This is a genomic window from Streptomyces sp. NPDC041124, from assembly GCF_055592385.1.
In genome coordinates this window covers 151,234-175,702 of record NZ_JBVIYR010000001.1, presented here as the reverse complement: position 1 = coordinate 175,702, position 24,469 = coordinate 151,234, and the positions used below count along the sequence as shown (strand labels likewise).

Sequence of the window (24,469 nt, the reverse complement as noted above, 5' to 3'; positions counted from 1 at the left end):
TTCGTGCATGCTTTGTCACACGGCACCACATCGACACCGACCACCGTCGCAGTTCCACCGGCGCTGTACCTTCCGGTGATCGAGGCGGCTTTTCCCCGGCAACTCCACCCGTATTGGCCGAAGCTTCAGGAAACGACGCGGGCGTGGCTGCTCGAAAAGCGGCTCATGACCCCCGACAAGGTGGCGGACTACGCCGACGGCCTGTGCTACACGGACCTCATGGCGGGGTACTACACGTCCGCCCCCGACGACGTCCTGCAGGCGATAGCGGACTACAGCGCGTGGTTCTTCGTCTGGGACGACCGGCACGACCGCGACATCGTGCACGGCCGCCCCGCCGCCTGGCGTCGGCTGAAGGACCGGCTGCACACGGCCCTCGACAGCCCCGGGGACCACCTCCGCCACGAGGATCCGGTGGTCGCGGGGCTGGCGGACAGTGTGCTGCGGCTGTACGGGTTCCTGCCGGACACCTGGAACGCCCGGTTCGCCCGGCACTTCCACGCGGTGATCGAGGCGTACGACCGGGAGTTCCACAACCGTACCGAGGGAATCGTCCCCGGCGTCGAGGAATACCTGGAACTGCGCCGGCTCACTTTCGCGCACTGGATCTGGACCGATCTGCTGGAACCGAGCGCGGGCAGGGAACTGCCGGAGCAGGTGCGCAAAAACCCGGCGTACCGGAGGGCGGCACTGCTCAGTCAGGAATTCGCCGCCTGGTACAACGACCTGTGCTCACTCCCGAAGGAAATGGCGGGCAGTGAAGTGCACAACCTCGGAATCAGTCTCGTCACTCACGAAGGGCTGACACTCGAAGAATCCATCGCCGACGTCAGGCGCCGCGTGGAGGAATGCGTCAGCGCATTCCAGCGGGCCGAAAAGGAGGCTTTACGGTTCGCCGACGCCCTGGACGACGGCACGGTGGGAGGGAAGGAGACGGGCATTGCCGTACGCACATGCGTAGGCGCTATGCGGAACTGGTTCAGTTCCGTCTACTGGTTCCACCACGAGTCCGGCCGGTACCGGGTCGACAGCTGGGACGACCGGTCCACGCCCCCGTACGTCGACAACGAAGCGGCAGGTGCGAAATGAGCGTCGAACCGGTGAAACCAGGAGCGTCCGGGGCGACCGCACGGCGCGAGCCGCCCCTGGCCGGCGGGGGAGTCCCCGTGCTCGGCCACGGCTGGAAGCTGGCGCGCGACCCGCTGGCCTTCATGTCCGCCCTGCGCGACCACGGCGACGTCGTGCGTCTGCGGCTCGGACCGAAGACGGTGTACGCCGTCACCACCCCCGCCCTCACCGGGGCGGTGGCGCTCAGCCCCGACTACATCATCGCCGGACCGCTGTGGGAGTCCTTGCAGGACCTGCTCGGCGACGAGGGGGTGGCCACCGCCAACGGCCCGCTGCACCGGCGCCAGCGCCGCACCATCCAGCCCGCCTTCAAGCTCGACGCGATTCCCGCCTACGGGCCGATCATGGCGGAGGAGGCCTACGCGCTCGTGGAGCGGTGGAACTCCGGCGGGGAACTCGACATCACGGCGGAGTCGTTCCGCGCGGCCGTCCGGATCGCCGCGCGCTGCCTGATGCGCGGCAGCTACATGGACGCCCGGGCGGACCGCATCTGCACCGACCTCGCCGCCCTGTTCAGCGGCATGTACCAGCGCATGGTGGTTCCGCTCGGGCCGCTCTACAAGGTGCCGCTTCCGGCCAATCGGGAATTCAACCGGGCGCTGGCCGATTTGCATGTCCTGGTCGACGAGATCGTCGCCGACCGACGGGCGAGCGGTCAAAAGCCGGACGATTTGCTGACGGCTTTGCTGGACGCCAAGGACGACAATGGCGAGCCCATCGGGGAACAGGAGATCCATGATCAGGTCATCGCCATCCTCACCCCCGGCAGTGAAACCGTCGGGGCGACGATCATGTCGCTCCTCCTGGTTCTCACCGAGCATCCGGAACTCGGCGACAAGATCCGTGAGGAGGTGAGGACCGTCGTCGGAGACCGCCCGGTCGCATTCGACGACGTCCGGAAGCTGACGTACACCGCGAATGTCGTCACGGAGACCCTGCGGCTGTATCCGGCCGTCTGGATATTGACCCGCCGTGCGGTGACCGACACGGAACTCGGCGGATACCGCATTCCCAAGGGGGCGGACCTCATCTACAGTCCGTACGCCATCCAGCGCGACCGGCGTTCGTACGAGCGGCACGAGGAGTTCGACCCCGACCGATGGCTCCCGGAGCGGTCCGGGGACGTGCCCAAGTACGCGATGAGCCCGTTCAGCGTCGGCAACCGGAAGTGCCCCAGCGACCACTTCTCGATGGCCGAGCTCACGCTCCTCACCGCGGTGATCGCCTCCGCCTTCCGGTTCGCGCACGTCTCCGGTTCCGACATCCGGCCCCGGATCGGCATCACGCTCCGGCCGCGCCGGCTGATGCTGCGGGCACTGCCCCGCTGACCGGCCGCACGGGCGCGCGTTCAGGCGGCCTGTGGGCCCCTGAACGTGCGCCGGTAGGCCTGCGGCGTGGTCCCGACGGCGCGCACGAAGTGGTGGCGCAGCACCGCCGCGTTGCCGAAGCCGGTGCGGCCCGCCACCGCGTCCACCGTCTCGTCCGTGCCCTCCAGCAGCCGCTGGGCCAGCAGCACGCGCTGGCGCAGGATCCAGCGGTAGGGCGTGGTGCCGGTCTCCTGCTGGAATCGGCGGGCGAAGGTGCGCGGGGACATGTGGGCGCGGGCGGCGAGCTGTTCGACGGACGTCTCCTCGTCGAGGTGCCGCTCCATCCACACCAGCACCTCGGAGACGGTGTCGCCTCCGGAACGCGGCAGCGGACGCTCGATGTACTGGGCCTGGCCCCCGTCCCGGTGCGGGGGCACCACCATGCGCCGGGCGATCCCGTTGGCGACCTCGGGGCCCAGCTCCTTGCGCACCAGGTGCAGACAGGCGTCGATGCCCGCGGCGGTGCCGGCCGAGGTGATCACCGGGTCCTCGTCGACGTAGAGCACGTCCGGCTCCACGGTCAGCCGGGGGTAGCGACGGACCAGCTCCCGCGCGTGCTTCCAGTGGACGGTGACCCGCCGGCCGTCGAGGAGCCCGGCGGCGGCGAGCACGAACACCCCGGAGCAGACGCTGAGCACCCGCGCGCCCCGGTCCACGCCCCGGCGCAGGGCGTCCAGCAGCTCGGGCGGGAACTCCCGGGAGACGTAGGAGGCTCCGGCGGGTACGGCGATGAGGTCGGCCGTCTCCAGACGCTCCAGTCCGTGCTCGACCTGGAGTGCGAAGCCCGTGCTGCTGCGCACGACGGGGCCGTCCGCCGAGGCCACGGCGAAGTCGTGGACGGGCAGCCCGTCGTCGCTGCGGTCGATGCCGAAGACCTCGCAGACGACGCCGAGTTCGAAGGGGTTAACGCCGTCGAGCAGAACGGCGGCCACGTTCCGGAGCATGGTCCCCAGTGTGCCCCGCGATTGGCAGTAAATCGAGGGTGTGCGGCAGTCCTGCCACTGCCGGTAAGGAGCGTACGGCGCGACAGTGGTGTCCATGGATACGACACACACCCAGGCGCTGACCGGAACACTGACCGTGCTCGGACTGCTCGCACCGACGGTCCTGCCCGCCGTGTTCGGCATCGTGCACGACCTGCGGATCGACCGGCAGCTCCGGCGGGCCGAGGCCGGACGGCAGTCCCCGCCCGCCGGGGCCGGCCGGTCCCGCCCCGCCCGGGACGCCGTCTCGCACCGCACCGCACGCGCGGCGTGAGACGGCACCGGGGAGTACTTCCTAGAAGTCCTCGTCCAGGTCGACCGTGCCCTCCACGGCGACCTGGTACGCGGACGGACGCCGCTCGAAGAAGTTCGTCAGCTCCTGCACGCCCTGGAGCTCCATGAAGGAGAACGGGTTCTCCGAGCCGTACACCGGCGCGAAGCCCAGCCGCACCAGCCGCTGGTCCGCGACGCACTCCAGGTACTGCCGCATCGACTCGGTGTTCATGCCCGGCAGCCCGTCGCCGCACAGGTCGCGCGCGAACTGCAGCTCCGCCTCGACCGCCTCGCGCAGCATGTCGGTGACCTGCTGACCGAGCTCCTCGTCGAACAGCTCCGGCTCCTCCTTGCGGACGGTGTCGACCACGTCGAAGGCGAACGACATGTGCATCGTCTCGTCCCGGAACACCCAGTTGGTGCCGGTCGCCAGACCGTGCAGCAGGCCCCGGCCGCGGAACCAGTAGACGTAGGCGAAGGCGCCGTAGAAGAACAGGCCCTCGATGCAGGCGGCGAAGCAGATCAGATTCAGCAGGAACCGGCGCCGGTCGGCCCGGGTCCGAAGCTGGTCGAGCTTCTCCACCGAGTCCATCCACCGGAAGCAGAACTCGGCCTTCTCCCGGATGGACGGGATGTTCTCCACCGCCGCGAAGGCCGCCGCCCGGTCGTCCGGGTCGGGCAGGTAGGTGTCCAGCAGCGTCAGGTAGAACTGGACGTGCACCGCCTCCTCGAACAGCTGCCGCGACAGGTACAGCCGCGCCTCCGGGGAGTTGATGTGCTTGTACAGCGTCAGCACCAGGTTGTTCGCCACGATCGAGTCGCCGGTGGCGAAGAAGGCGACCAGCCGGCCGATGAGGTGCTGCTCCTCGGGGCTGAGCTTCGCCAGGTCGGCGACGTCGGAGTGGAGGTCGACCTCCTCCACGTGCCAGGTGTTCTTGATGGCGTCCCGGTAGCGCTCGTAGAAGTCGGGGTAGCGCATGGGGCGCAGGGTCAGCTCGAAGCCCGGGTCGAGCAGGTTCTTGGTGTCGCTGGTCATCACTGGCAGGCCTCGCAGGACTCGGGGTTTTCCAGGGAGCAGGCGACGGCCTCGGGGTCGGCGGCCTGCTGGACGGGGACGGTGGTCCGGGCCGCGGCGCGGGCGATCCGGGTCGCCGGGCGGGAACGCAGGTAGTACGTGGTCTTCAGACCCTGCTTCCAGGCGTAGGCGTACATCGAGGAGAGCTTGCCGATGGTCGGCGTCTCCAGGAACAGGTTGAGCGACTGCGCCTGGTCCAGGTACGGGGTGCGGGCGGCGGCCATGTCGATCAGACCGCGCTGCGGGATCTCCCACGCCGTGCGGTACAGCCGGCGCACCTCCTCGGGGATCCACGCGAAGTCCTGCACCGAGCCGCCGGCCTCGCGCAGCGCCTCGCGGGAGCGCGCGTCCCACACGCCGAGCCGCTTGAGGTCGTCCACCAGGTACGAGTTGACCTGGAGGAACTCCCCGGACAGCGTCTCGCGCTTGAACAGGTTGGACACCTGCGGCTCGATGCACTCGTACACGCCCGCGATCGACGCGATGGTGGCGGTGGGGGCGATCGCCAGCAGCAGCGAGTTGCGCATCCCGGTGGCCGCGATCCGCGTCCGCAGCGCCGCCCAGCGCTCCGGCCAGGCGAACTCGACACCGTAGTGGTCGGGGTGCAGCACGCCCCGGGCGGTGCGGGTCTTCTCCCAGGCGGGCAGCGGGCCGTGACGCTCGGCCAGGCCGGCGGAGGTCTCGTACGCGGCCAGCATGATCCGCTCGGCGATCCTCGTCGACAGGGCCTTCGCCTCGGGGGAGTCGAAGGGCAGCCGCAGCTTGAAGAAGACGTCCTGCAGGCCCATGGCGCCGAGGCCGACGGGGCGCCAGCGGGCGTTGGAGCGGCCCGCCTGCTCGGTCGGGTAGAAGTTGATGTCGACGACCCGGTCGAGGAACGTCACGGCCGTGCGCACCGTCTCGTCCAGGCGCGCCCAGTCGATGTCCCCGTGCTCCACGAAGGCGCCGAGGTTGACCGACCCCAGGTTGCAGACCGCCGTCTCCCCGTCGTCGGTGACCTCCAGGATCTCCGTGCACAGGTTCGAGGAGTGGATGACGTGACCCGGTTCGGCGGTCTGGTTGGCCGTGCGGTTGGCGGTGTCCTTGAAGGTCATCCAGCCGTTGCCGGTCTGCGCGAGGGTGCGCATCATACGGCCGTACAGCTCGCGCGCAGGGAGGGTCTTCCGTGCCAGGCCCTTCGCCTCGGCGGCCCGGTACGCGGCGTCGAACTCCCCGCCCCACAGGTCGACCAGTTCCGGCACGTCCGCCGGGGAGAACAGCGACCACGGGCCGTCGGTGTCCACCCGGCGCATGAACTCGTCCGGCACCCAGTGCGCGAGGTTCAGGTTGTGCGTGCGCCGGGCGTCCTCACCGGTGTTGTCGCGCAGCTCCAGGAACTCCTCGATGTCCAGGTGCCAGGTCTCCAGGTAGACCGCCGCCGCACCCTTGCGCCGCCCGCCCTGGTTCACGGCGGCGACCGAGGCGTCCAGCGTCTTCAGGAACGGGACGATGCCGTTGGAGTGGCCGTTGGTGCCGCGGATCAGAGAACCGCGGGCGCGGATGCGGGAGTAGGCCAGACCGATGCCGCCGGCGTGCTTCGAGAGCCGGGCGACCTGGTGGTAGCGGTCGTAGATGGAGTCCAGCTCGTCCTTGGGGGAGTCGAGGAGGTAGCAGGACGACATCTGGGGGTGCCGGGTACCGGAGTTGAACAGCGTGGGGGAGGAGGGCAGGTAGTCCAGGCGGCTCATCAGGCCGTAGAGCGCGGCCACCTCGTCCAGCGAGCGGGCGCTGTCGTCCTCGGCGAGACCGCAGGCGACGCGCAGCAGGAAGTGCTGGGGCGTCTCGACGACCTTGCGGGTGACCGGGTGCCGCAGCAGGTAGCGGCTGTGCAGGGTGCGCAGGCCGAAGTAGCCGAAGCGGTCGTCGGCGCGGGTGTCGATCAGCGCGTCGAGCCGGTCCGCGTGCAGCGCGGCGAACGCGGCGGTGCGGTCGGCGATCAGGCCCTCGCGGTGTCCGGTCGCGACGGACCCGGTGAAGGAGGTGACGCCCTGCGAGGCGGCCTCGGCGCGGATGCCGATGGTCAGCAGCCGGGCGGCGAGCCGGGAGTAGGCGGGGTCCTCGGAGATGAGCCCGGCCGCCGCCTCGGTGGCCAGTTCCCGCAGCTGCGCGGTGGCGTCGGAGTCCGCGACCGCGGACCGGCCGCGCAGCGCGGCGGCGGCGACCCGGCCGGGGTCGGCGTCGGGCAGGTCGGCGGTCAGCTCCGTCAGGGTCCGCAGCAGCGCGGCACCGGGGCCCTCGCTCTCCCGGGTCACGTCGATCGCTGAAGCCGGATCGGCTGGCGCGATGGTCACGTGGGGCTCTCCCTCGCTCGGCACGGGGGCCTCGAAGAGCGCGGGGGGCAGTACACGAGCGCACGGGGCGTCGCGTCCACCGGCCCATTCCGCGAGGCCCGGACGTCAGGGCACCCGGACCGGACGGCCGGGCGCACTGTCGGCAGGTCCTCGGACTGACGCCCATGCGCGTGCGGGGGCAAGGCATGGGTACACCGTTGCGGGACAGTTCCGGATTCGCACCGGATTCCCCTGCGGCGACAGCGAGCATGAGCATACATCTTGTGCCGGGTGCCGCCGACAACCCCATATGTTGTGCTGCGTTGGTGTCGGACAGTCAGCTCTCCAGCTCGGCGATCGGCCCGTGGCACCGTGCCGCACGGGTACGACGACGGGCCGCCGGTTCTCCTCCGGCGGCCCGTCGTCCGTCGCCCTGCGGCGTCAGTGCGCGCTGCCGGCCGTGGCGGGCGGGAGCTCCACCTGGACGCCCGGGTCGCCGGCGTCCGCCGTGTAGTCGCCCGGCTTCGTCTGGTCGACGCCCTCGGGTGCCTTGAGGGCCCGCATGACGAAGGTCAGCACGACCGTCACCACGACGTTGATCACGAAGGCCGTGAGACCGATGTAGCCGATCTCGCCGATCCCCGGGATCTCCTTCGCGGACCCGCCGAAGTGCTTCTGCGTCGGCGAGGCCACCCCGTACGCGGCGACCGTGCCGTAGACCATGCCGACGGCCCAGCCGCCGATCAGCGCCCAGCGGTGGAACCAGCGGGTGAACAGGCCGCCCACCAGTGCCGGGAAGGTCTGCAGGATCCAGATGCCGCCCAGCAGCTGGAAGTTGATGGCGACGGTCTTGTCCATGGTCAGGACGAAGGCCAGCGCGCCCACCTTCACCAGCAGTGAGACGACCTTGGAGACCTTGGTCTCCTGCCTCGGTGTCGCGTCCGGTTTGATGAAGTCCTTGTAGATGTTGCGGGTGAACAGGTTCGCCGCCGCGATCGACATGATCGCCGCCGGCACCAGCGCCCCGATGCCGATCGCCGCGAAGGCCACGCCCGCGAACCACGCCGGGAACATGTTCTCGAACAGCTGCGGGATCGCCAGCTGGCCGTTCTGCACCTTCACGCCCGCCGCGATCGCCATGAAGCCGAGCAGCGCCAGCAGGCCCAGCATCAGCGAGTACAGCGGCAGGATCGTGGTGTTGCGGCGGATCACCTCACGGCTGCGTGAGGACAGCGTCGCCGTGATCGAGTGCGGGTACATGAACAGCGCGAGCGCCGAACCCAGCGCCAGCGTGGCGTACGTCCACTGGCCCGCCTCGGCCGGCACCAGCGAACCGCGCGGCGCTCCCGTGGCCGGGTTGGTCTCGCTGTAGGCCTCCCGCGCCGAGGCGAAGATCTCGTCGAAGCCGCCCAGCTTGACCGGGATGTAGATGATCGCCACCGCGATCACGAGGTAGATCAGCGTGTCCTTGACGAAGGCGATCAACGCGGGGGCCCGCAGGCCCGACGAGTAGGTGTACGCCGCGAGCACACCGAAGGCGATCAGCAGCGGCAGGTCCTTGACGAACCAGTTGGTGTCCTCCCCGCCGCCCACGCCCATCACGTCCAGCACGGCCTGGATGCCGACCAGCTGGAGCGCGATGTACGGCATCGTCGCCAGGATGCCGGTGACCGCGACGGCCAGCGACAGCCCCTTCGAGCCGAACCGGCCGCGCACGAAGTCGGACGTGGTCACGTAGCCGTGCTTGTGCGACACCGACCACAGGCGGGGCAGGAAGGTGAAGATCAGCGGGTACACCAGGATCGTGTACGGCACGGCGAAGAACCCGGCCGCGCCCGCCGCGTAGATGGCCGCCGGCACGGCGACGAAGGTGTACGCGGTGTACAGGTCCCCGCCCAGCAGGAACCAGGTGACCCAGGTGCCGAACGAGCGCCCGCCCAGGCCCCATTCGTCGAGCGTGTGCTCATTGGCGGCCTTGCGCCAGCGCGCGGCGAGGAAGCCCATCGCGGTGACGAGCACGAAGAAGAAGATGAAGACGGCGAGTGCCACGCCGTTCACGCCGTCGTTCACCGCGACGCACCGCCCTTCGAGGCCGAGCGGGCGCGCTGGTCACGCTGCCAGAGCTTGTACGCGACCATCGTCAGCAGGGTGGAGATCAGCACCCAGAGCATCTGGTACCAGTAGAAGAACGGGATGCCGATGACGACGGGGTCGGTCTTGGCGTACGAACCGACCCACAGCATGGCCACGAACGGTGCGACGAGACAGAGGGCGATGACGACGCGCGCGGGCGTCACCACCGGCCCTCCCTTGGTTTCCGGGGCTTGTGACATCAGACGGTTTCCGTCCCCTCACTGATCACCGACGGTAAGGCGCTCGGAAATCTAGGTGAGGGCGCGGCAGGGAGGTAACCCCTCGTCAACACAGCGGTACGCAGGCGCGGCCCAACCGAGAGGCAACAGCAACGAAAACCTTGTCAACCACCCGTTTCACAGCGGTTTGGGAGACCAGGCGGTGACGGGAAGGTCACGTCGGAATCACTCCTGGGGGCGCTTCAGGCGCGCCACGAACTTGTACCGGTCGCCCCGGTACACCGACCGCACCCACTCCACCGGCTGCCCGTCCCGGTCGCGCGAGTGCCGGGACAGCATCAGCATCGGCAGGCCGACGTCGGTGCCGAGCAGTCCGGCCTCGCGCGGGGTCGCCAGGGACGTCTCGATCGTCTCCTCGGCCTCCGCGAGGTGGACGTCGTACACCTCGGCGAGGGCGGTGTAGAGGGACGTGTACTTCGTCAGGCTGCGGCGCAGCGCGGGGAAGCGCTTGGCGCTGAGGTGGGTGGTCTCGATGGCCATCGGCTCGCCGTTGGCCATGCGCAGCCGCTCGATGCGCAGCACCCGCCCGCCGGCCGTGATGTCGAGCAGCCCGGCGAGCCGGTCGTCGGCGGTGATGTAGCCGATGTCCAGCAGCTGCGAGGTGGGCTCCAGGCCCTGGGCGCGCATGTCCTCGGTGTAGGAGGTGAGCTGGAGCGCCTGGGACACCTTGGGCTTGGCGACGAAGGTGCCCTTGCCCTGGATGCGTTCCAGCCGCCCCTCGACCACCAGCTCCTGCAGCGCCTGGCGGACGGTGGTGCGCGAGGTGTCGAACTCCGCCGCCAGCGTGCGCTCGGGCGGGACCGGTGTCCCCGGCGCGGCCGTCTCGGTCATGTCGAGCAGGTGCTTCTTCAGCCGGTAGTACTTGGGCACACGCGCCGTACGGACCGCGGTCCCGCCCTCGTTCCCCGCACTGCTGACGTCGGTGCTCATGCTCTGCCTTCCCGGCTCCGGGTGCCGAACGGCCGACATCCCCATCGGCCGCGGCTGACATCGTGGCACGGCTCAGGGCGGGGGTGTGCCCCGCACGCTCCGTGATCCCCTTTGTATACCCCTGGGGCGAGGGCTGGTCCAGACCACGGATGCCGGTCAGATCCCCTGCCAGTCCGGCTTGTTGGCGTAGGTGTGGCGGAAGTAGTCGGCGAGCTTCAGCTTGGAGGCGGCGGCCTCGTCGACGACCACCGTGGCGTGCGGGTGCAGCTGGAGGGCGGACGCCGGGCAGACCGCGGCGACCGGGCCCTCGACGGTGGCGGCGACCGCGTCCGCCTTGCCCTCGCCGGTGGCCAGCAGGACCAGGTGGCGGGCCTCCAGGATGGTGCCGATGCCCTGGGTGATGACATGGTGCGGGACCTGGGCGACGTCGTCGTCGAAGAAGCGGGCGTTGTCCCTCAGGGTCTGCTCGGTGAGCGTCTTGATGCGGGTGCGCGAGGCGAGCGAGGAGCACGGCTCGTTGAACCCGATGTGCCCGTCCGTGCCGATGCCGAGCAGCTGGAGGTCCACACCGCCGGCCGCGGCCAGCTCCCTGTCGTACGCCTCGCACGCCCCCTGTACGTCCTCGGCCGTGCCGTCGGGCCCCATGAAGGCGTCCATGCCGATGCCGAGCGGCTCCAGCACCTGCCGCCGGAGCACCGAGCGGTAGGACTCGGGGTGGTCGGCGGGCAGCCCCACGTACTCGTCGAGCTGCGCGATCCGCGCCCGGGAGGTGTCCACGGCGCCGGCCTCCACCTTGGCCGTGAGGGCCTGGTAGACGGGCAGCGGCGTCGAACCGGTGGCGACGCCCAGCAGGGCGTCGGGCCTGCGCCGCAGGAGTTGCGCCATGGCCTCGGCGATGAGCTCGCCGCCCGCCTCGGCGTCCGCAACGATGACAACTTCCACGGTGGGCCTGCCGATCTTCAGGAGGACTCGACTGGGACGGTTCCCGGCGAGCGGGAAACAGGTGGTTTAGACCAATCTCAATCTAGCAGAGAGGCGCGCCCCTGGACGCGTTCCCCTCCCCGGGCGAGAACCGCGCGGGGGCGGCCGGAGGCCCGCTCCCGCCCGCCGGAAATTGCCGCGGCCGTCCGGTCCGCGGACGGGGCCCTTCGGGATAGGCTGGACGGTGGACGTGCCTGCCCCCGGGCGGATCGGCGCCCGACAGCAAAGAACGGCGTTCCACGCATTTACAGGGGCAGTGGTCTAGTCCACAATGCGTAGCGAACACAGTGAGCCTGCCTTCCCCGCACAGGAAGGCGGACCGAGGACCCGGAGCTCTCTGCCCTGACTGCCCCGGCTCCTCATCCACGGCCGACCGGGACCGCACACCCCGCCGGCCGGAATTGCTCCGGGCTGCGGTGCCGGGAGGGTTGAGGGTCCCTCTCAGGCGCCGCGGCCCGCGGGTGTTCTCAGGGCTCGCGCCACCCCCCGGGTACGCTCGCTGACGTGCCCTCCATGAACGAACTCGTACGCCAGCACACCGCCCTCGACGACACCGACCTCGAGTGGCTCCACCTGCTGGTCTCGGAGTGGCAGCTGCTCTCCGACCTCTCCTTCGCGGACCTGGTGCTGTGGGTCCCCACGCGCGACGGCACCCGCTACGTCTCCGTCGCGCAGATGCGGCCCAACACCGGGCCGACCTCCTACCAGGACGACATGGTCGGCCATCTCGTCCCGCGCGGCCGCCGGCCCATGCTGGATGCGGCCCTGGACGAGGGCCGCATCGTGCGCGAGGGGGACCCGGAGTGGCGCGAGGAGGTCCCGGTACGGGTCGAGTCCATCCCCGTACGGCGTGAGGGCCGCGTCCTCGGTGTCATCGCGCGCAACACCAACCTCCTCACGGTGCGCACCCCGAGCCGGCTGGAGCTCACCTATCTGCAGAGCGCCTCCGACCTCGCCCAGATGATCGCGGCCGGCGCCTTCCCGTTCGCGAACCAGCAGCTGGAGATGGACGCCTCGCCGCGCGTCGGCGACGGGCTGATCCGGCTGGACGCCGACGGCATCGTCCAGTACGCCTCCCCGAACGCCCTGTCCGCCTTCCACCGGATGGGCCTCGCCGCCGACCTGGTGGGCCATCACCTCGGTACGACCACCGCCGAACTGGCACCGTCACGGGGCCCGGTCGACGAGGCGCTGGCCAAGGTCGCCAGCGGCTGGGCGCCCCGTGAGTTCGAGATCGAGGCGAACGACGGGGTGATCCAGTTCCGGGCGATCCCGCTCAAGCCCAAGGGGACACGCATCGGGTCGCTGGTACTGCTCCGCGACGTCACCGAACTTCGCCGCCGCGAACGCGAACTGATCACCAAGGACGCGACCATCCGGGAGATCCACCACCGGGTGAAGAACAACCTCCAGACGGTGGCGGCGCTGCTGCGCCTCCAGGCCCGCCGCATCGGGTCCGAGCGCGGCCGTGCGGCGCTGGAGGAGGCCGTGCGCCGGGTGGGCTCCATCGCGATCGTCCACGAGACGCTGTCCCAGAACCTGGACGAGCGGGTGGAGTTCGACGAGATCGCCGACCGGGTGCTCGCGATGGTCGCCGAGATCTCCCCGGGCAAGGTCAGCGGCCGGCGTTCGGGCCGCTTCGGCATACTCGACGCGGAGGTCGCCACCCCGCTGTCCATGGTGCTGACCGAGGTGCTGCAGAACGCCCTGGAGCACGGCTTCACCGAGGGGGAGACCGGCACGGTCGAGGTGTCCGCGGTCCGCGGCGGCACCTCGAAGGAGGCCCGTCTGCTGGTCACCGTGCAGGACGACGGGGTGGGACTGCCCGAGGGCTTCGACCCGCACACCGCGGGCAACCTCGGCCTGCAGATCGTACGGACCCTGGTGGAGGGCGAGTTGGGCGGCACCTTCGACATGGTGCCGGCCCCGGAGCGGGGCACCAGGGTGATCCTGGACATCCCCGTGCAGTCGCACAAGTAGCGCGCACAAGTAGCGCGCACACGGAGCGGGCACAGGCGGCGGGAACAAGCGGCGGGCACGGCAAAAAGCCCCGGACCGGGAAGCGGTCCGGGGCTGATGCTCGTTTCTTCGGTGTTCCCCCTGCTCGGACTGTTCCGAGCACTCAGGGAACTACGCGCTGCGGCTCGGGGGCGGGAGATGCGTACGCGGTGTACGCGCCGCCAAGCTCAGGCTGTCGACAGGGGGTGTCAGGCGGAGGCCTGACGGGCCCGGTTGCGGGCGGCGCGGCGCTTCATCGCGCGACGCTCGTCCTCGCTGAGACCACCCCAGACGCCGGAGTCCTGACCGGACTCGAGCGCCCACTGGAGGCAGCTCTCGATCACCGGGCAGCGACGGCAGACGGCCTTGGCTTCCTCGATCTGCAGCAGCGCGGGACCGGTGTTGCCGATGGGGAAGAAGAGCTCGGGGTCTTCCTCGCGGCAAACGGCGTTGTGACGCCAGTCCATGGCTGCTACCTCTCCTTGGTGTAACTGCAAGTGCTTGTGAATGTGAACGCTTTCACGAATCCCCCAACAAGTGAAGGGCCGATCGCCAGGTTCCCTGGCGTGGTCCTTGGTTTGTGAAGAGGGGTTCCGGTGATCTGTGGAGGCTGGTCCTGCGGGCCGTCCCGATCGCCAAGAAGAGACTCGCAAACCTCAGCGGCGGATACAACCCCTTCCGAAAAGTTTTTTTTGATTCTTCGGTGTCGACTAGGTCACAGCCGTACTTCCATGGGGTGGATCCTGGCCTAAACGTTCGAGTGAAAGGACTTTCGCCCTTTCTGCTCACACAATCACACGCAGTGCACGGCGAACGCCTGTGAACGTCACGCTGGTTCGCAGCCCCAGGTGGTCACCGTCCATCTGGAGGGGCAGTGGCACCTTCGAATGCAAGGTGAAGCGTGTCAGATCGTGGCGGGACAGTGCGTGCCTGCCGTGGGGGCCGCGCTCCGGGGACGAAGTGAGCAACTGGGTGCCATACCGGGCAACCGCGGCGGTGGACATCCGGCTCAGACCGAAGAGATCGAGGCCGGTATCGAACGAGGCCTTAGGCGACGCGTAGATCGGACGATTGCCGAGAAACGTCCACGGAGAGGTGTTCGAGACTATGGACAGCACCAGATCGCTGACCGGCTCCTCGCCCGGATGCTCCAGGGTGATCACCCCGCGCCGGCGGTGCGGGTCGCCGAGCAGCTGACGGACGACCTGACGCATGTACAGCGCGTGCGTGGACTTCCTGCCGCGCTCCCGCTGCTGCTCCACCCGGCCGACGACGCCCGCGTCGAAACCCAGCCCCGCGTTGAAGGTGAACCAGCGGCCCGGCACGGCCTCGTCCTCCGTGCCCAAAGTGCCCGAGGTGAGACCCAGGCCCACGGTCCGCTCCCGGCCCTCGCGCAGCGCGTCCAGCAGCACGCCGGTGGCTTCCACGGGCTGGTTCGGCAGCCCCAGGGCGCGGGCGAAGACATTGGTGGAGCCGCCGGGGACCACGGCGAGGCCAGGCAGGTGCTCCGGATCGGGACCCGCGTGCAGCAGGCCGTTGACGACCTCGTTGACCGTGCCGTCCCCGCCGAGCGCGACCACCAGGTCGATGTCGTCGCTCTCCGCGGCCTGCCGGCCCAGGTCGCGCCCGTGCCCGCGGTACTCGGTGGTGACCGCCTCCAGCTTCATCTCGCTGGCGAGGGCGTGGATCAGCACATCGCGCGTGCGCGCACTTGTGGTGGTTGCCGCCGGATTGACCACGAGGAGAGCACGCATGACGTGCAGGGTACCTACTGAGCGGTACCGGGCCCAGACCGAGGCCCGGCCGAGCGGGACGGCGAGGGCGTGAACCTCGCCACGGAAAGGGCCCCGCGGCGAGGGCTACCCTTCAGGGGTGAGCAGTGAGCAGACCCCCACCACCACCGCCCCGGACGGCACCGGACCCCGCCCGCGCCGGCTGACGTACGCCGCGGCGCTGGCCGCCCTCGAAGGGGCCGTGCTGGTGGCCGTCGGGGTGTGGATGGTGGTGCTCGCCCTCACCGGTGCACCGGACGACCGTCAGCAGGCCGTCACCGGCGGAGTGACGCTGGCCGCGCTCGCGCTGCTCCCGCTGATCGCCGCGCGGGGACTGTTCTCGCGGCGGAGCTGGAGCCGGGGCCCCGCCGTCATCACGCAGATCATCGCGCTGCCGGTGGCCTACAACCTGCTGGTGTCCGACGGGGTGGCCATCCCCGCCGGTGTCGCGCTCGCCCTCGTGGCGGTCACCACGCTCGTGCTGCTGGTCAACCCCGAGACGACGCGGGCCCTCGGCATCCGGGGACCCGGCAACGCCGAGGACCGGGACCCGGGGCCGCGGACCGGGGGCTGACCCGGGAGGAACACCCCGGGCGCCCCGGAAGCCGGGAGGACGGGCCCGCGAGTGCCGGGAGGAGGCGCCTGACGAGCCCTTCGAGGCCCGCCGGGTCACTCCTCCACGAGCAGCTTCTCCCGCAGCTGGGCCAGGGTGCGGGCCAGCAGCCGGGAGACGTGCATCTGCGAGATGCCGACCTCCTGCGCGATCTGCGACTGGGTCATGTTGCCGAAGAAGCGCAGCAGCAGGATCCGCTTCTCGCGCGGCGGCAGGTCCTCCAGCAGCGGTTTGAGCGACTCCCGGTACTCCACGCCCTCCAGCGCCTCGTCCTCGGCGCCGAGGGTGTCGGCCACCGCCGGGGACTCGTCGTCGGTGTCGGGCACGTCCAGGGACAGGGTGGAGTACGCGTTCGCCGACTCCAGGCCCTCCAGGACCTCCTCCTCGGAGATGGCCAGCTTCTCGGCCAGCTCGTGCACCGTGGGGGAGCGGCCGTGCAGCTGGGACAGCTCCGCCGTGGCGGTGGTGAGCGCCAGCCGCAGCTCCTGGAGCCGGCGCGGCACCCGCACCGCCCAGCCCTTGTCGCGGAAGTGCCGCTTGATCTCGCCCACGACCGTCGGCGTGGCGTACGTGGAGAACTCCACGCCCCGGTCGGGGTCGAAACGGTCCACCGACTTGATCAGCCCGATGGTGGCGACCTGGGTCAGGTCGTCCAGCGGCTCACCGCGGTTGCGGAAGCGGCGCGCGAGGTGCTCGACGAGCGGCAGGTGCATGCGCACCAGCCGGTTGCGCAGTTCCGCGTACTCGGGAGTGCCGTCCTGCAGCGCGCGCAGCTCCAGGAACAGGGCGCGCGCACCGCTGCGGTCCTGCGGGTTGTGATGTGCGTGCGTGCCGTGCGTGCCGTGGGTGCCCGGCACGCCCGGTGTGCTCCGCGCGCCCTGGGGACCGGGCGTCCGCGGCGCCTCGTCCTCGGCGTGTCGCTCGTGCTCGCTCATCGCCTGGCCCGTTGCCCTTCCCCGAGCGCTCGCCTCGTCCCCCGTCGCCGGCTCCGCCCGCGCGGGGACGCCCCCGTCGCCCCGGCCGGCGCCGGCCGGGGGTGTGTTCCGCGCGGCACCGCCGGGCTGCCCGCCGCCCGGCGGGACGGTCTCCGTGGAGTCGTCCTCCGGATGCGGCCGGGCCTGCTCGGGGATGCCGTCGATGCCGTCCGGCACACGCTCGGCCGGCAGCTCCCGTGTGCCGCGTTCGTCGTCCCGCACCGGCCCGTCCTCGCTCCTCACGCCGGCCCGGGTCCCGCGCCGCGCTGTTTGTAGAGGCTGATCGACACGGTCTTGTCCTCGTCCACGGCCGACGACACCTTGCCCGCGAGCGCGGACAGGACGGTCCAGGCGAAGGTGTCCCGCGACGGAGCGTGACCGTCCGTGGTCGGCGCCGAGACGGTCACCTCGAGCGAGTCGTCGATGAGCCGGAAGACACAGCTGAGCACCGACCCCGGCACGGCCTGCTGGAGCAGGATCGCGCAGGCCTCGTCGACCGCGATGCGCAGGTCCTCGATCTCGTCGAGGGTGAAGTCCAAACGGGCCGCGAGGCCGGCCGTGGCCGTACGCAGCACCGACAGGTAGGCCCCCGCGGCCGGCAGCCGGACTTCCACGAAGTCCTGGGTCGCGGGCTCGCCTGCGATCTGGGACACCCTCACCTCCAAGGTGGTACAAGCGTTTCAGGGCCGGTTCGCCCCGGGGTAACGCGCTACGTGGTTCAGCGGTGACGCTATCGCGCTCCCAGCGGTCCTGTCCCGCGACCCCGGCCATGCACTGTCACTCATAGTAAAACTATGGATACGCTGCGTGGCTAGGGGTCTGCGGCTCCCAAATGGGAAGAGCGCGCGCCGCATTGACGTACCCAGACGCCGGACCGTCGAACCGTCCGGCACCCCGGCCGCATCCGGTCACAGCAGTACGTGGTCGACGAAGCACCAGCGCCAGTCCTCGCCGGGCTCGTGGGTCCGCATGACCGGGTGGCCGGTCCTGGTGTGGTGCTCGGTGGCGTGCCGGTGCGGCGAGGAGTCGCAGCATCCGACGTGGCCGCAGGTCAGGCAGAGCCGCAGCTGCACCGGGTCGGTGCCGTCCCGCAGGCACTCCGGGCATGTCTCGCCGAGCGGGGCGGGTTCCGGGTCAGGCAGCGCGTCGGCGTGCGTGCACTGTTTCATGATGGCCACAGTACGACGGGCGCGCGGGCGACCGCGTCGGAAAGCGAGGGCGGCCGGACATGGATGTGATGCCCCTGCTGTTGCTGGTGGCGGGCAGCGCGGCGATCGCCGCGGCGGCCCGGCGCACCCCGGTGCCGGCACCGCTGCTGCTGGTCGCGTCCGGCCTGGCGGTCAGCTACCTCCCGGGGGTGCCCGACTACGCGCTCGACCCGCACATCGTCCTGCCGCTGATCCTGCCGCCGCTGCTGTACACGGCGGCCACCGAGAGCTCCTACCTGGACCTGCGGGCCCAGCTGCGGCCGGTGGCCCTGCTGTCGGTGGGGTACGTGCTGTTCGCGACCTTCGCCGTCGGCTGGGTCCTGTACCTGCTCGTCCCGGCCCTGCCGCTCACGGCCGCCCTGGTGTTCGGTGCGGTGGTGGCCCCGCCGGACGCGGTCGCGGCGACGGCGGTGGCGCGCCGGGTCGGCCTGCCCTCGCGCGTCACCACCATCCTCCAGGGCGAGTCCCTGCTGAACGACGCCACCGCGATCACCGCGTTCCGGGTGGCGCTGGCGGCGGCGGTCGGCGAGGGCGCGACCTGGGCCGGGGGAGTCGTGGAGTTCCTGCTCGCCGCGGTCGGCGGAGTGGTGTGCGGGCTGGTGCTGATGGCCCCGCTGCACTGGCTGCGCACCCATGTGCGGGAACCGCTGCTGCAGAACACGCTGTCCCTGCTCATCCCGTTCGTCGCGTACGCCTCCGCCGAACAGGTGCACGCCTCCGGTGTCATCGCCGTCGTGGTCGTCGCCCTCTACCTGGGGCACCGCGCGTGGGAGGTCGACTTCGCCACCCGCCTCCAGGAGGAGGCGGTGTGGAAGATGGTGGCGTTCGTCCTGGAGTCCGCCGTGTTCGCCCTCATCGGACTGCAACTGCCCGTCGTGCTCCGGGGTCTCGGCGAGCACGAGGGCTACGCCTCCGCCTGGTACGCGCTGGTCGTCTTCGTGGTGGTCGTCGTGGTGCGGTTCCTGTGGGTGTACCCGGCGACCTGGCTGCCGCCGATGCTGTCGGCGAGGATCAGGGAGCGCGAGGGGAGGCCCGGCTGGAAGAGCCCGTTCGTGGTGGCGTGGGCCGGGATGCGGGGCGTGGTCTCGCTGGCCATCGCCTTCTCGATTCCCCTCACGGCCGGGGACGAGGACTTCCCGCACCGCAACCTGCTGCTCTTCCTGACCTTCACCACCGTGATCGGCACCCTGGTCGTGCAGGGCCTGACGCTGCCCCCGCTGATCCGCGCGCTGAAGCTCCCCGGGCGTGACCCGCGGGCCGAGACCCTGGCGGAGGCCAACGCCCAGGCGCAGGCGTCCAGGGTCGCCGAGCAACGGCTCGACGAACTCCTCTCCGACGAGCGCAACGCCCTGCCGGCACCACTCGCCGACCGGCTGCGCAGCGTCCTGGAACGCCGCCGCAACGCCGTCTGGGAACGGCTCGGGCAGGTCAACCCGGTCACCGGGGAGTCGGTGGACGACACCTACCGGCGGCTGGCACGGGAGGTGATCAGCGCCGAGCGCGCGGTCTTCGTCAGGCTGCGCGACGGCCGCCACATCGACGACGAGATGCTCCGGACACTGCTGCGCCGCCTGGACCTGGAGGAGGCGGCCGCCCACCGCGAGACGACCTGACCGCCCGCCCCGAGCCTGCGGAACGATCCGCCGCCGGGCTGGGGCCCGCCGTCGTCCGGGGCGAGCCGCGGCCGGGCGGACGCGGCTCCGGGCCTCAGGGGCCAGGCGCCGACGGGCCGTCGGCGTCGTGTTCCGGGAACGGACGCCCGGTGATCACCGCCGCGACCGTGCTCCCGCGCGGAAACGCCCCCTCCTCCACGAGGGTGACCAGGGCACGAAGCAACTTGGCGACATAGACCCGCTCCACGGGGACGCCGTGACGGTGTTCGAAGTCCTGAGCGAACGCCTCGAGTTCCGGTGGCGTACGCGCGAACCCGCCGAAGTGGAAACGGTCCTCCAGGCTCCAGTCGCCGCGCGGTCCGCCGAACGCCGCCGTCTGCAGGGCCCGTACCGCGTCGGTCAGGAAGCCGCCCCTGAGGACGGGTATGCCCAGCACACGCACGCCGTCCCCGGCCCCGGCGGCCAGCCCCGCGAGGGTCCCGCCGGTGCCGCAGGCGACCGCCGCCACCTCCGCGTGGCCGGCCAGTTCCGCGCCGAGCGCCCGGCAGCCGCGCACGGCGGCGGCGTTGCTGCCGCCCTCGGGCACGACGTACGCGTCCTCGGCGCCCGCCGCCCGCAGGACGGCGGCGAGGGTGCCCGGCTCGGTCTTGCGGCGGTACGCCGAGCGGTCGACGAAGTGCAGCCGCATGCCGTCGGCCGCGCACCGGGCGAGTGACGGGTTGAGCGGGCGGGCGGCGAGTTCCTGGCCGCGCACCACGCCGACCGTGCGCAGCCCGAGCAGCCGGCCGGCAGCGGCCGTGGCCCGCAGGTGGTTGGAGTACGCGCCGCCGAAGGTGAGCACGGTCCGCCCGGCGGCCTCGCGGAGGTTCGGCGCGAGCTTGCGCCACTTGTTGCCGATCAGCTCGGGATGGATCAGGTCGTCCCGCTTCAGCAGCAGCCGCACCCCGTGCCGCTCGAACCGGCCGTCCAGGACCTCGCACAGCGGCGAGGGCAACCGCGGACGCAGCCCCGCGAGGGAGCCGGTGCCGGGGTCGTCGGAGCTGGTCACGGGGACATTGTCGCCCGGGAGAGCCCAGCGCGGCAGCCGACCCCGGGCAGCTGCGGTGCGCGGCACCGGCCCCACGGCCGGTGCGGGTGTCCGCCCGCACCGGCGGCGGGTGCGCGGGAGCACCGGTGCGTCACTTCAGACGGTCGCCGATGCGCTTCCTCATCGACGTCATCGTGAATCCGCGCGGGTCCGGCTTGCCCGGCTGCCACTCCAGGTGCCCGATGACGGACCGCTCGTTCCAGCCGTGGTGACGGCAGACCGCGGCCGCGGCCTTCTCGATCGCCTCCAGCTGGGCCCCCGGCCAGGGGTCCTTGCCGTCGCCCAGGTTCTCGCACTCGAAGCCGTAGAAGTGCCTGTTGCCGTCGGTGTTCGCCTCATTGTCCGGCGGCAGCCGCTTCTCGGCGATCACCGCGCGCAGTACGTCGTCGTCACCGAGCCCGGCGTGGTTCGCCCTGCCGTAGCCGACCAGGTGGACCCGGCCGTCCTTGGTGATGACGCCGTGGCACAGCGGACCGGGCAGGCCCGAGTAGCCCCTGCGGCACAGCTCCACGGTCTTGGCGCTGCCCTTGGTGACCGTGTGGTGGATCATCACGCCGTGCACCGGGCCCCACGGGCCCTTGTGGTTGCGGTTGTGGTCACGCCAGTCGCCGACCTCGACGACCGTGAGCCCTTCCGCCCTCAGTGCGCGCAGGAACGCGCTCGCGGACATGGGTGGGGCCATGACCGCCTCCTTCGTGCCGGGTGGCAGCCGCCGTGCGCGGCCGCCTGGTACAGGCCCTATTACCGGAAAGGAGCGTGGTCACTTTCCGTTCGGGCCCTGTGCGATTCGATCCGGACAACCGGCTTCCGCTGCCCCGCCGATGAACGGGGGTCGCGCGTGTGCCCACACCTCACAAGATCCAATCCCGCTCGATCGGGTAATGGCGCGGGCACGCTGCGTGAGGAACGCTTGATCGCGCAGGGCGACGTCCGGCGAGGCCGGACGTGCACCACCATTGGGGAGGGCAATTCCTTATGTCGGTAGGCGAAGAGGTCCGCACGGAGCAGGCCGGGCAGCAGCAGAGCCTCGGTACGGCCGCCGCGCGGAACCTGGCCACCACGACCAAGTCCGTGCCGCAGATGCAGGAGATCAGCTCGCGCTGGCTGCTGCGCATGCTGCCCTGGGTCGATGTGCAGGGCGGTACGTACCGGGTGAACCGGCGGCTGACGTACGCCGTGGGTGATGGCCGGATGACGTTCGTGAAGACCGGCGACCGCGTCGAGATCGTCCCGGCGGAGCTGGGCGAGCTTCCCGCACTGCGGTCGTACGAGGACGAGGAGGTGCTGGCGGAACTGGCCTCCCGCTGCCGGCAGCGGGAGATCGAGGCCGGCCAGGTGATCGCCTCCTTCGGCAGTCCGGCCGACGAGGTGTACCTGCTGGCGCACGGCCGTGTGGAGCGGATCGGCACCGGCCCCTACGGCCAGGACGAGTCCCTCGGGGTCCTCGCCGACGGCGCCTACTTCGGCGAGCAGGCGCTGCGGGGCGAGGACGCCATCTGGGAGTACACGGCCCGCACCCTCACCGCCTGCACGGTCCTGGTGCTGCCCCGCGAGGCGGTCGAGCAGGTCGCCGAGCGGTCGGAGGGCCTGCGCGAGCACCTCCGCCGGCGCATCGAGGTACCCGGGCAGCGCACCAACAAGTACGGCGAGAAGGAGATCGACCTCGCGTCCGGTCACAGCGGGGAGCCGGACATCCCGCACACCTTCGTCGACTACGAGGCCAGGCCCCGCGAGTACGAACTCAGCGTCGCCCAGACCGTGCTGCGCATCCACTCCCGCGTGGCCGACCTCTACAACCAGCCCATGAACCAGACGGAACAGCAGCTGCGGCTGACGGTGGAGGCGCTGAAGGAGCGCCAGGAGCACGAACTCGTGAACAACCGCGATTTCGGTCTGCTCCACAACTGCGAGTACGACCAGCGGATCCAGCCGCACGACGGGGTGCCGGGCCCCGACGACCTGGACGAGCTGCTCAGCCGGCGGCGCGGGACCAGGCTGCTGCTCGCCCACCCGCGCGCGATCGCCGCGTTCGGCCGCGAGCTCAACAGGCGGGGACTCGTCCCGGAGACTGTCGACATGGGCGGCAACCGCATCCCGACCTGGCGGGGGGTGCCCATCTTCCCGTGCAACAAGATCCCGGTGACCGAGGCCCGTACGACCTCCATCATCGCCCTGCGCACCGGCGAGGAGGACCAGGGCGTCATCGGTCTGCGGGCCACCGGTATCCCCGACGAGATCGAGCCGAGCCTGTCCGTGCGGTTCATGGGCATCAACGAACAAGCCATCATCAAGTACCTGGTCACGGCCTACTACTCGGCCGCGGTCCTGGTACCGGACGCGCTGGGTGTCCTGGAGGACGTCGAGATCGGCCGCTGGCGGTGACCGTCCGCGAGCGCCCGTGCCGTGTGCCGTGTCCCCGGTCGCCGGGGCGGGTAGACCTCCGAGGAACGTGCTCGACGGGCGCGCAGGCGCCGTTCCTCCGCTCCTCCACCGAGCCGGTGCAAGGGGGAAGCCGATGACGGAGTTCATCACGGAACCGCAGACGGGGCGTGCGGCGGGGATTGCCCGCGAAGGCCCCACGGTGCCGGAGCAGCGTGCCGGGGACGGGCACGAGGCGACGGTGCTGCTGGACCGGGCCCGGGCCGCGGTCGACCCGGTGCTGCGGACCGCCCTGGACTCACTGCCCGGACCCATGCGCCGGATCGCGCTCCACCACTTCGGCTGGGAGGACGCGGACGGCACGGCGGCCCACGGAGGGTCGGGCAAGGCCATCCGCCCCGCCCTGGTGCTCGCCGCGGCCGGTGCGGCGGGCGGCCCCACCGCCCGGGCGGCCGCCGTGCGGGCGGCGGCGGCCGTGGAACTGGTCCACAACTTCACGCTGTTGCACGACGACGTGATGGACCGGGACACCACCCGCCGGCACCGGCCGACCGCATGGACGGTGTTCGGGGACGCCGGCGCGATCCTCGCGGGGGACGCCCTCCAGGCGCTCGCCCTGCGGCTGCTCGCCGAGGACCCGCACCCGGCGGCCCGTGCCGCGTCGGCCCGGCTCTCCGACTGCGTGATCGAGCTGTGCGCGGGGCAGCACGCGGACACCGACCTGGAACGGCGTGCCCCCGGCGAGGTCACCCTCGCCGAGACGCTCGCCATGGCCGAGGCGAAGACCGGAGCACTGCTGGGCTGCGCCTGTGCGATCGGGGCCCTGTACGCGGACGCCGGGGAGGCGGACGTGAGGGCGCTCGACGCGTTCGGCCGGGAGGCGGGGCTGGCCTTCCAGCTCATCGACGACGTGATCGGCACCTGGGGCGATCCGCGCCGCACCGGCAAGCCGGCCGGTGCGGACCTGGCCGCCCGCAAGAAGTCCCTGCCGGTGGTGGCCGCGCTCACCTCCGGCACCCCGGCGGCCGCCGAACTCGCCTCGGTGTACGCCACCCCTCACCGAAAGGAGGACCTGGAACACATCGTCCGTGCCGTGGAACGCGCGGGCGGCCGGGACTGGGCCCAGTCCGAGGCGGCCGACCGGATGGCCCGGGCGATGCAGGCCGTGGCCCGTGCGGTGCCCGACCCGGAGGCGGCGGGTGGGCTGCTGGCCCTCGCCGAGTTCGTGACCCGGCGCAGTACCTGACGGCCCGCCGTCCCCCTGTCCCCGGACCACCCGTGCCGTGCGGCTCCTGACTCCGCACGGCACCGGGGATCCGGCCCGGCGGGTCCCGCACTTCCCCACGATGTGCGGGGCCCGCCCTCTCGGCGGCCGACCCCCTATAGGGTCAACGCCCGTACGGGTAA

General features: G+C 71.1%; 22 protein-coding genes and 1 riboswitch. Of the genes, 8 read left to right on the top strand and 14 right to left on the bottom strand.

The genetic code is table 11. The features are described 5' to 3' along the window. The first annotated feature begins 3 nt into the window (after nt 1-3). Together cyc1 and ACZ6A9_RS00840 are read left to right on the top strand one after the other, a co-directional pair. Entirely contained in the window at nt 4-1,089 is a 1,086-nt protein-coding gene (gene cyc1, locus ACZ6A9_RS00845; protein WP_468977901.1) for an epi-isozizaene synthase, read from the top strand. Next, a complete protein-coding gene (locus ACZ6A9_RS00840) occupies nt 1,086-2,456 on the top strand; it encodes a bifunctional albaflavenone monooxygenase/terpene synthase (protein WP_468975994.1) in 1,371 nt (456 codons plus the stop codon). Before cyc1 ends, ACZ6A9_RS00840 begins: the two co-directional genes overlap by 4 nt. Before the next feature lie 20 nt (nt 2,457-2,476). Here ACZ6A9_RS00840 and ACZ6A9_RS00835 read toward each other — a convergent pair whose 3' ends face one another. Continuing rightward, complete coding sequence (locus ACZ6A9_RS00835) at nt 2,477-3,439, bottom strand: GlxA family transcriptional regulator (RefSeq protein ID WP_468975991.1); 963 nt, start codon at nt 3,437-3,439, stop codon at nt 2,477-2,479. Between the two features lie 94 nt (nt 3,440-3,533). Between ACZ6A9_RS00835 and ACZ6A9_RS00830 the strand changes: the two genes are divergently transcribed. After that, nucleotides 3,534-3,752 carry a hypothetical protein gene (locus ACZ6A9_RS00830; protein ID WP_468975988.1) on the top strand — a complete coding sequence of 73 codons (219 nt, stop codon included), beginning with the start codon at nt 3,534-3,536 and terminating at the stop codon, nt 3,750-3,752. A gap of 21 nt (nt 3,753-3,773) precedes the next feature. Here the strand turns inward: ACZ6A9_RS00830 and ACZ6A9_RS00825 are convergent, their stop codons facing one another. The 6 genes from ACZ6A9_RS00825 to nagB form a co-directional block, all read right to left on the bottom strand. Continuing rightward, nucleotides 3,774-4,787 (bottom strand): ribonucleotide-diphosphate reductase subunit beta, encoded by a 1,014-nt coding sequence (locus ACZ6A9_RS00825; protein WP_468975987.1) that lies wholly within the window; start codon nt 4,785-4,787, stop codon nt 3,774-3,776. After that, nucleotides 4,787-7,156: a ribonucleoside-diphosphate reductase subunit alpha gene (locus ACZ6A9_RS00820; RefSeq protein WP_468975984.1), complete on the bottom strand. Its 2,370-nt coding sequence runs from the start codon at nt 7,154-7,156 to the stop codon at nt 4,787-4,789. The genes ACZ6A9_RS00825 and ACZ6A9_RS00820 overlap by 1 nt, the downstream gene beginning before the upstream one ends. 124 nt (nt 7,157-7,280) lie before the next feature. Next, nucleotides 7,281-7,452, bottom strand: a riboswitch (cobalamin riboswitch). 124 nt (nt 7,453-7,576) lie between these two features. After that, nucleotides 7,577-9,205 carry a monocarboxylate uptake permease MctP gene (mctP, locus tag ACZ6A9_RS00815; protein ID WP_468975982.1) on the bottom strand — a complete coding sequence of 543 codons (1,629 nt, stop codon included), beginning with the start codon at nt 9,203-9,205 and terminating at the stop codon, nt 7,577-7,579. Beyond that, nucleotides 9,202-9,468, bottom strand: coding sequence for a DUF3311 domain-containing protein (locus ACZ6A9_RS00810; protein WP_468975979.1), 267 nt, complete (start codon nt 9,466-9,468; stop codon nt 9,202-9,204). The genes mctP and ACZ6A9_RS00810 overlap by 4 nt, the downstream gene beginning before the upstream one ends. 204 nt (nt 9,469-9,672) lie before the next feature. Then, nucleotides 9,673-10,437: a GntR family transcriptional regulator gene (locus ACZ6A9_RS00805; RefSeq protein WP_468975976.1), complete on the bottom strand. Its 765-nt coding sequence runs from the start codon at nt 10,435-10,437 to the stop codon at nt 9,673-9,675. Between the two features lie 156 nt (nt 10,438-10,593). Beyond that, nucleotides 10,594-11,379 carry a glucosamine-6-phosphate deaminase gene (nagB, locus tag ACZ6A9_RS00800; RefSeq protein ID WP_468975973.1) on the bottom strand — a complete coding sequence of 262 codons (786 nt, stop codon included), beginning with the start codon at nt 11,377-11,379 and terminating at the stop codon, nt 10,594-10,596. Between the two features lie 552 nt (nt 11,380-11,931). Between nagB and ACZ6A9_RS00795 the strand changes: the two genes are divergently transcribed. Then, on the top strand, nt 11,932-13,398 hold the full coding sequence (locus ACZ6A9_RS00795; protein ID WP_468977898.1) for a sensor histidine kinase: 1,467 nt from the start codon (nt 11,932-11,934) through the stop codon (nt 13,396-13,398). Between the two features lie 227 nt (nt 13,399-13,625). On the opposite strand, the gene ACZ6A9_RS00790 is transcribed toward ACZ6A9_RS00795, so the two are convergent. Together ACZ6A9_RS00790 and ACZ6A9_RS00785 are read right to left on the bottom strand one after the other, a co-directional pair. Beyond that, nucleotides 13,626-13,883, bottom strand: coding sequence for a WhiB family transcriptional regulator (locus ACZ6A9_RS00790; RefSeq protein WP_030219886.1), 258 nt, complete (start codon nt 13,881-13,883; stop codon nt 13,626-13,628). Nucleotides 13,884-14,201: 318 nt separating this feature from the next. Further along, nucleotides 14,202-15,170: a diacylglycerol/lipid kinase family protein gene (locus ACZ6A9_RS00785; protein ID WP_468975970.1), complete on the bottom strand. Its 969-nt coding sequence runs from the start codon at nt 15,168-15,170 to the stop codon at nt 14,202-14,204. 118 nt (nt 15,171-15,288) lie between these two features. On the opposite strand from ACZ6A9_RS00785, the gene ACZ6A9_RS00780 reads away from it, so the two are divergent. After that, complete coding sequence (locus ACZ6A9_RS00780) at nt 15,289-15,762, top strand: hypothetical protein (RefSeq protein ID WP_468975968.1); 474 nt, start codon at nt 15,289-15,291, stop codon at nt 15,760-15,762. Nucleotides 15,763-15,857: 95 nt separating this feature from the next. Here the strand turns inward: ACZ6A9_RS00780 and ACZ6A9_RS00775 are convergent, their stop codons facing one another. From ACZ6A9_RS00775 to ACZ6A9_RS00765, 3 genes are all read right to left on the bottom strand, one after another. After that, complete coding sequence (locus ACZ6A9_RS00775) at nt 15,858-16,997, bottom strand: RNA polymerase sigma factor SigF (RefSeq protein WP_468977895.1); 1,140 nt, start codon at nt 16,995-16,997, stop codon at nt 15,858-15,860. 17 nt (nt 16,998-17,014) lie between these two features. Then, entirely contained in the window at nt 17,015-17,428 is a 414-nt protein-coding gene (locus ACZ6A9_RS00770) for an ATP-binding protein (RefSeq protein WP_468975965.1), read from the bottom strand. Nucleotides 17,429-17,683: 255 nt separating this feature from the next. After that, entirely contained in the window at nt 17,684-17,944 is a 261-nt protein-coding gene (locus tag ACZ6A9_RS00765; protein ID WP_468975963.1) for a UBP-type zinc finger domain-containing protein, read from the bottom strand. Nucleotides 17,945-18,003: 59 nt separating this feature from the next. Here ACZ6A9_RS00765 and ACZ6A9_RS00760 point away from each other — a divergent pair, with 59 nt between their 5' ends. Further along, a complete protein-coding gene (locus ACZ6A9_RS00760) occupies nt 18,004-19,596 on the top strand; it encodes a Na+/H+ antiporter (protein WP_468975960.1) in 1,593 nt (530 codons plus the stop codon). 94 nt (nt 19,597-19,690) lie between these two features. On the opposite strand, the gene ACZ6A9_RS00755 is transcribed toward ACZ6A9_RS00760, so the two are convergent. Together ACZ6A9_RS00755 and ACZ6A9_RS00750 are read right to left on the bottom strand one after the other, a co-directional pair. After that, on the bottom strand, nt 19,691-20,644 hold the full coding sequence (locus tag ACZ6A9_RS00755; protein ID WP_468975958.1) for a 1-aminocyclopropane-1-carboxylate deaminase/D-cysteine desulfhydrase: 954 nt from the start codon (nt 20,642-20,644) through the stop codon (nt 19,691-19,693). 130 nt (nt 20,645-20,774) lie between these two features. Further along, entirely contained in the window at nt 20,775-21,353 is a 579-nt protein-coding gene (locus ACZ6A9_RS00750; protein ID WP_468977891.1) for an N-acetylmuramoyl-L-alanine amidase, read from the bottom strand. A 305-nt stretch (nt 21,354-21,658) separates the two neighbouring features. On the opposite strand from ACZ6A9_RS00750, the gene ACZ6A9_RS00745 reads away from it, so the two are divergent. Together ACZ6A9_RS00745 and ACZ6A9_RS00740 are read left to right on the top strand one after the other, a co-directional pair. Then, a complete protein-coding gene (locus ACZ6A9_RS00745) occupies nt 21,659-23,065 on the top strand; it encodes a family 2B encapsulin nanocompartment shell protein (RefSeq protein WP_468975955.1) in 1,407 nt (468 codons plus the stop codon). A gap of 133 nt (nt 23,066-23,198) precedes the next feature. Beyond that, nucleotides 23,199-24,308, top strand: a complete 1,110-nt coding sequence (locus ACZ6A9_RS00740) for a family 2 encapsulin nanocompartment cargo protein polyprenyl transferase (protein ID WP_468975953.1) — start codon at nt 23,199-23,201, stop codon at nt 24,306-24,308. The last annotated feature ends 161 nt before the right edge of the window (nt 24,309-24,469 follow it).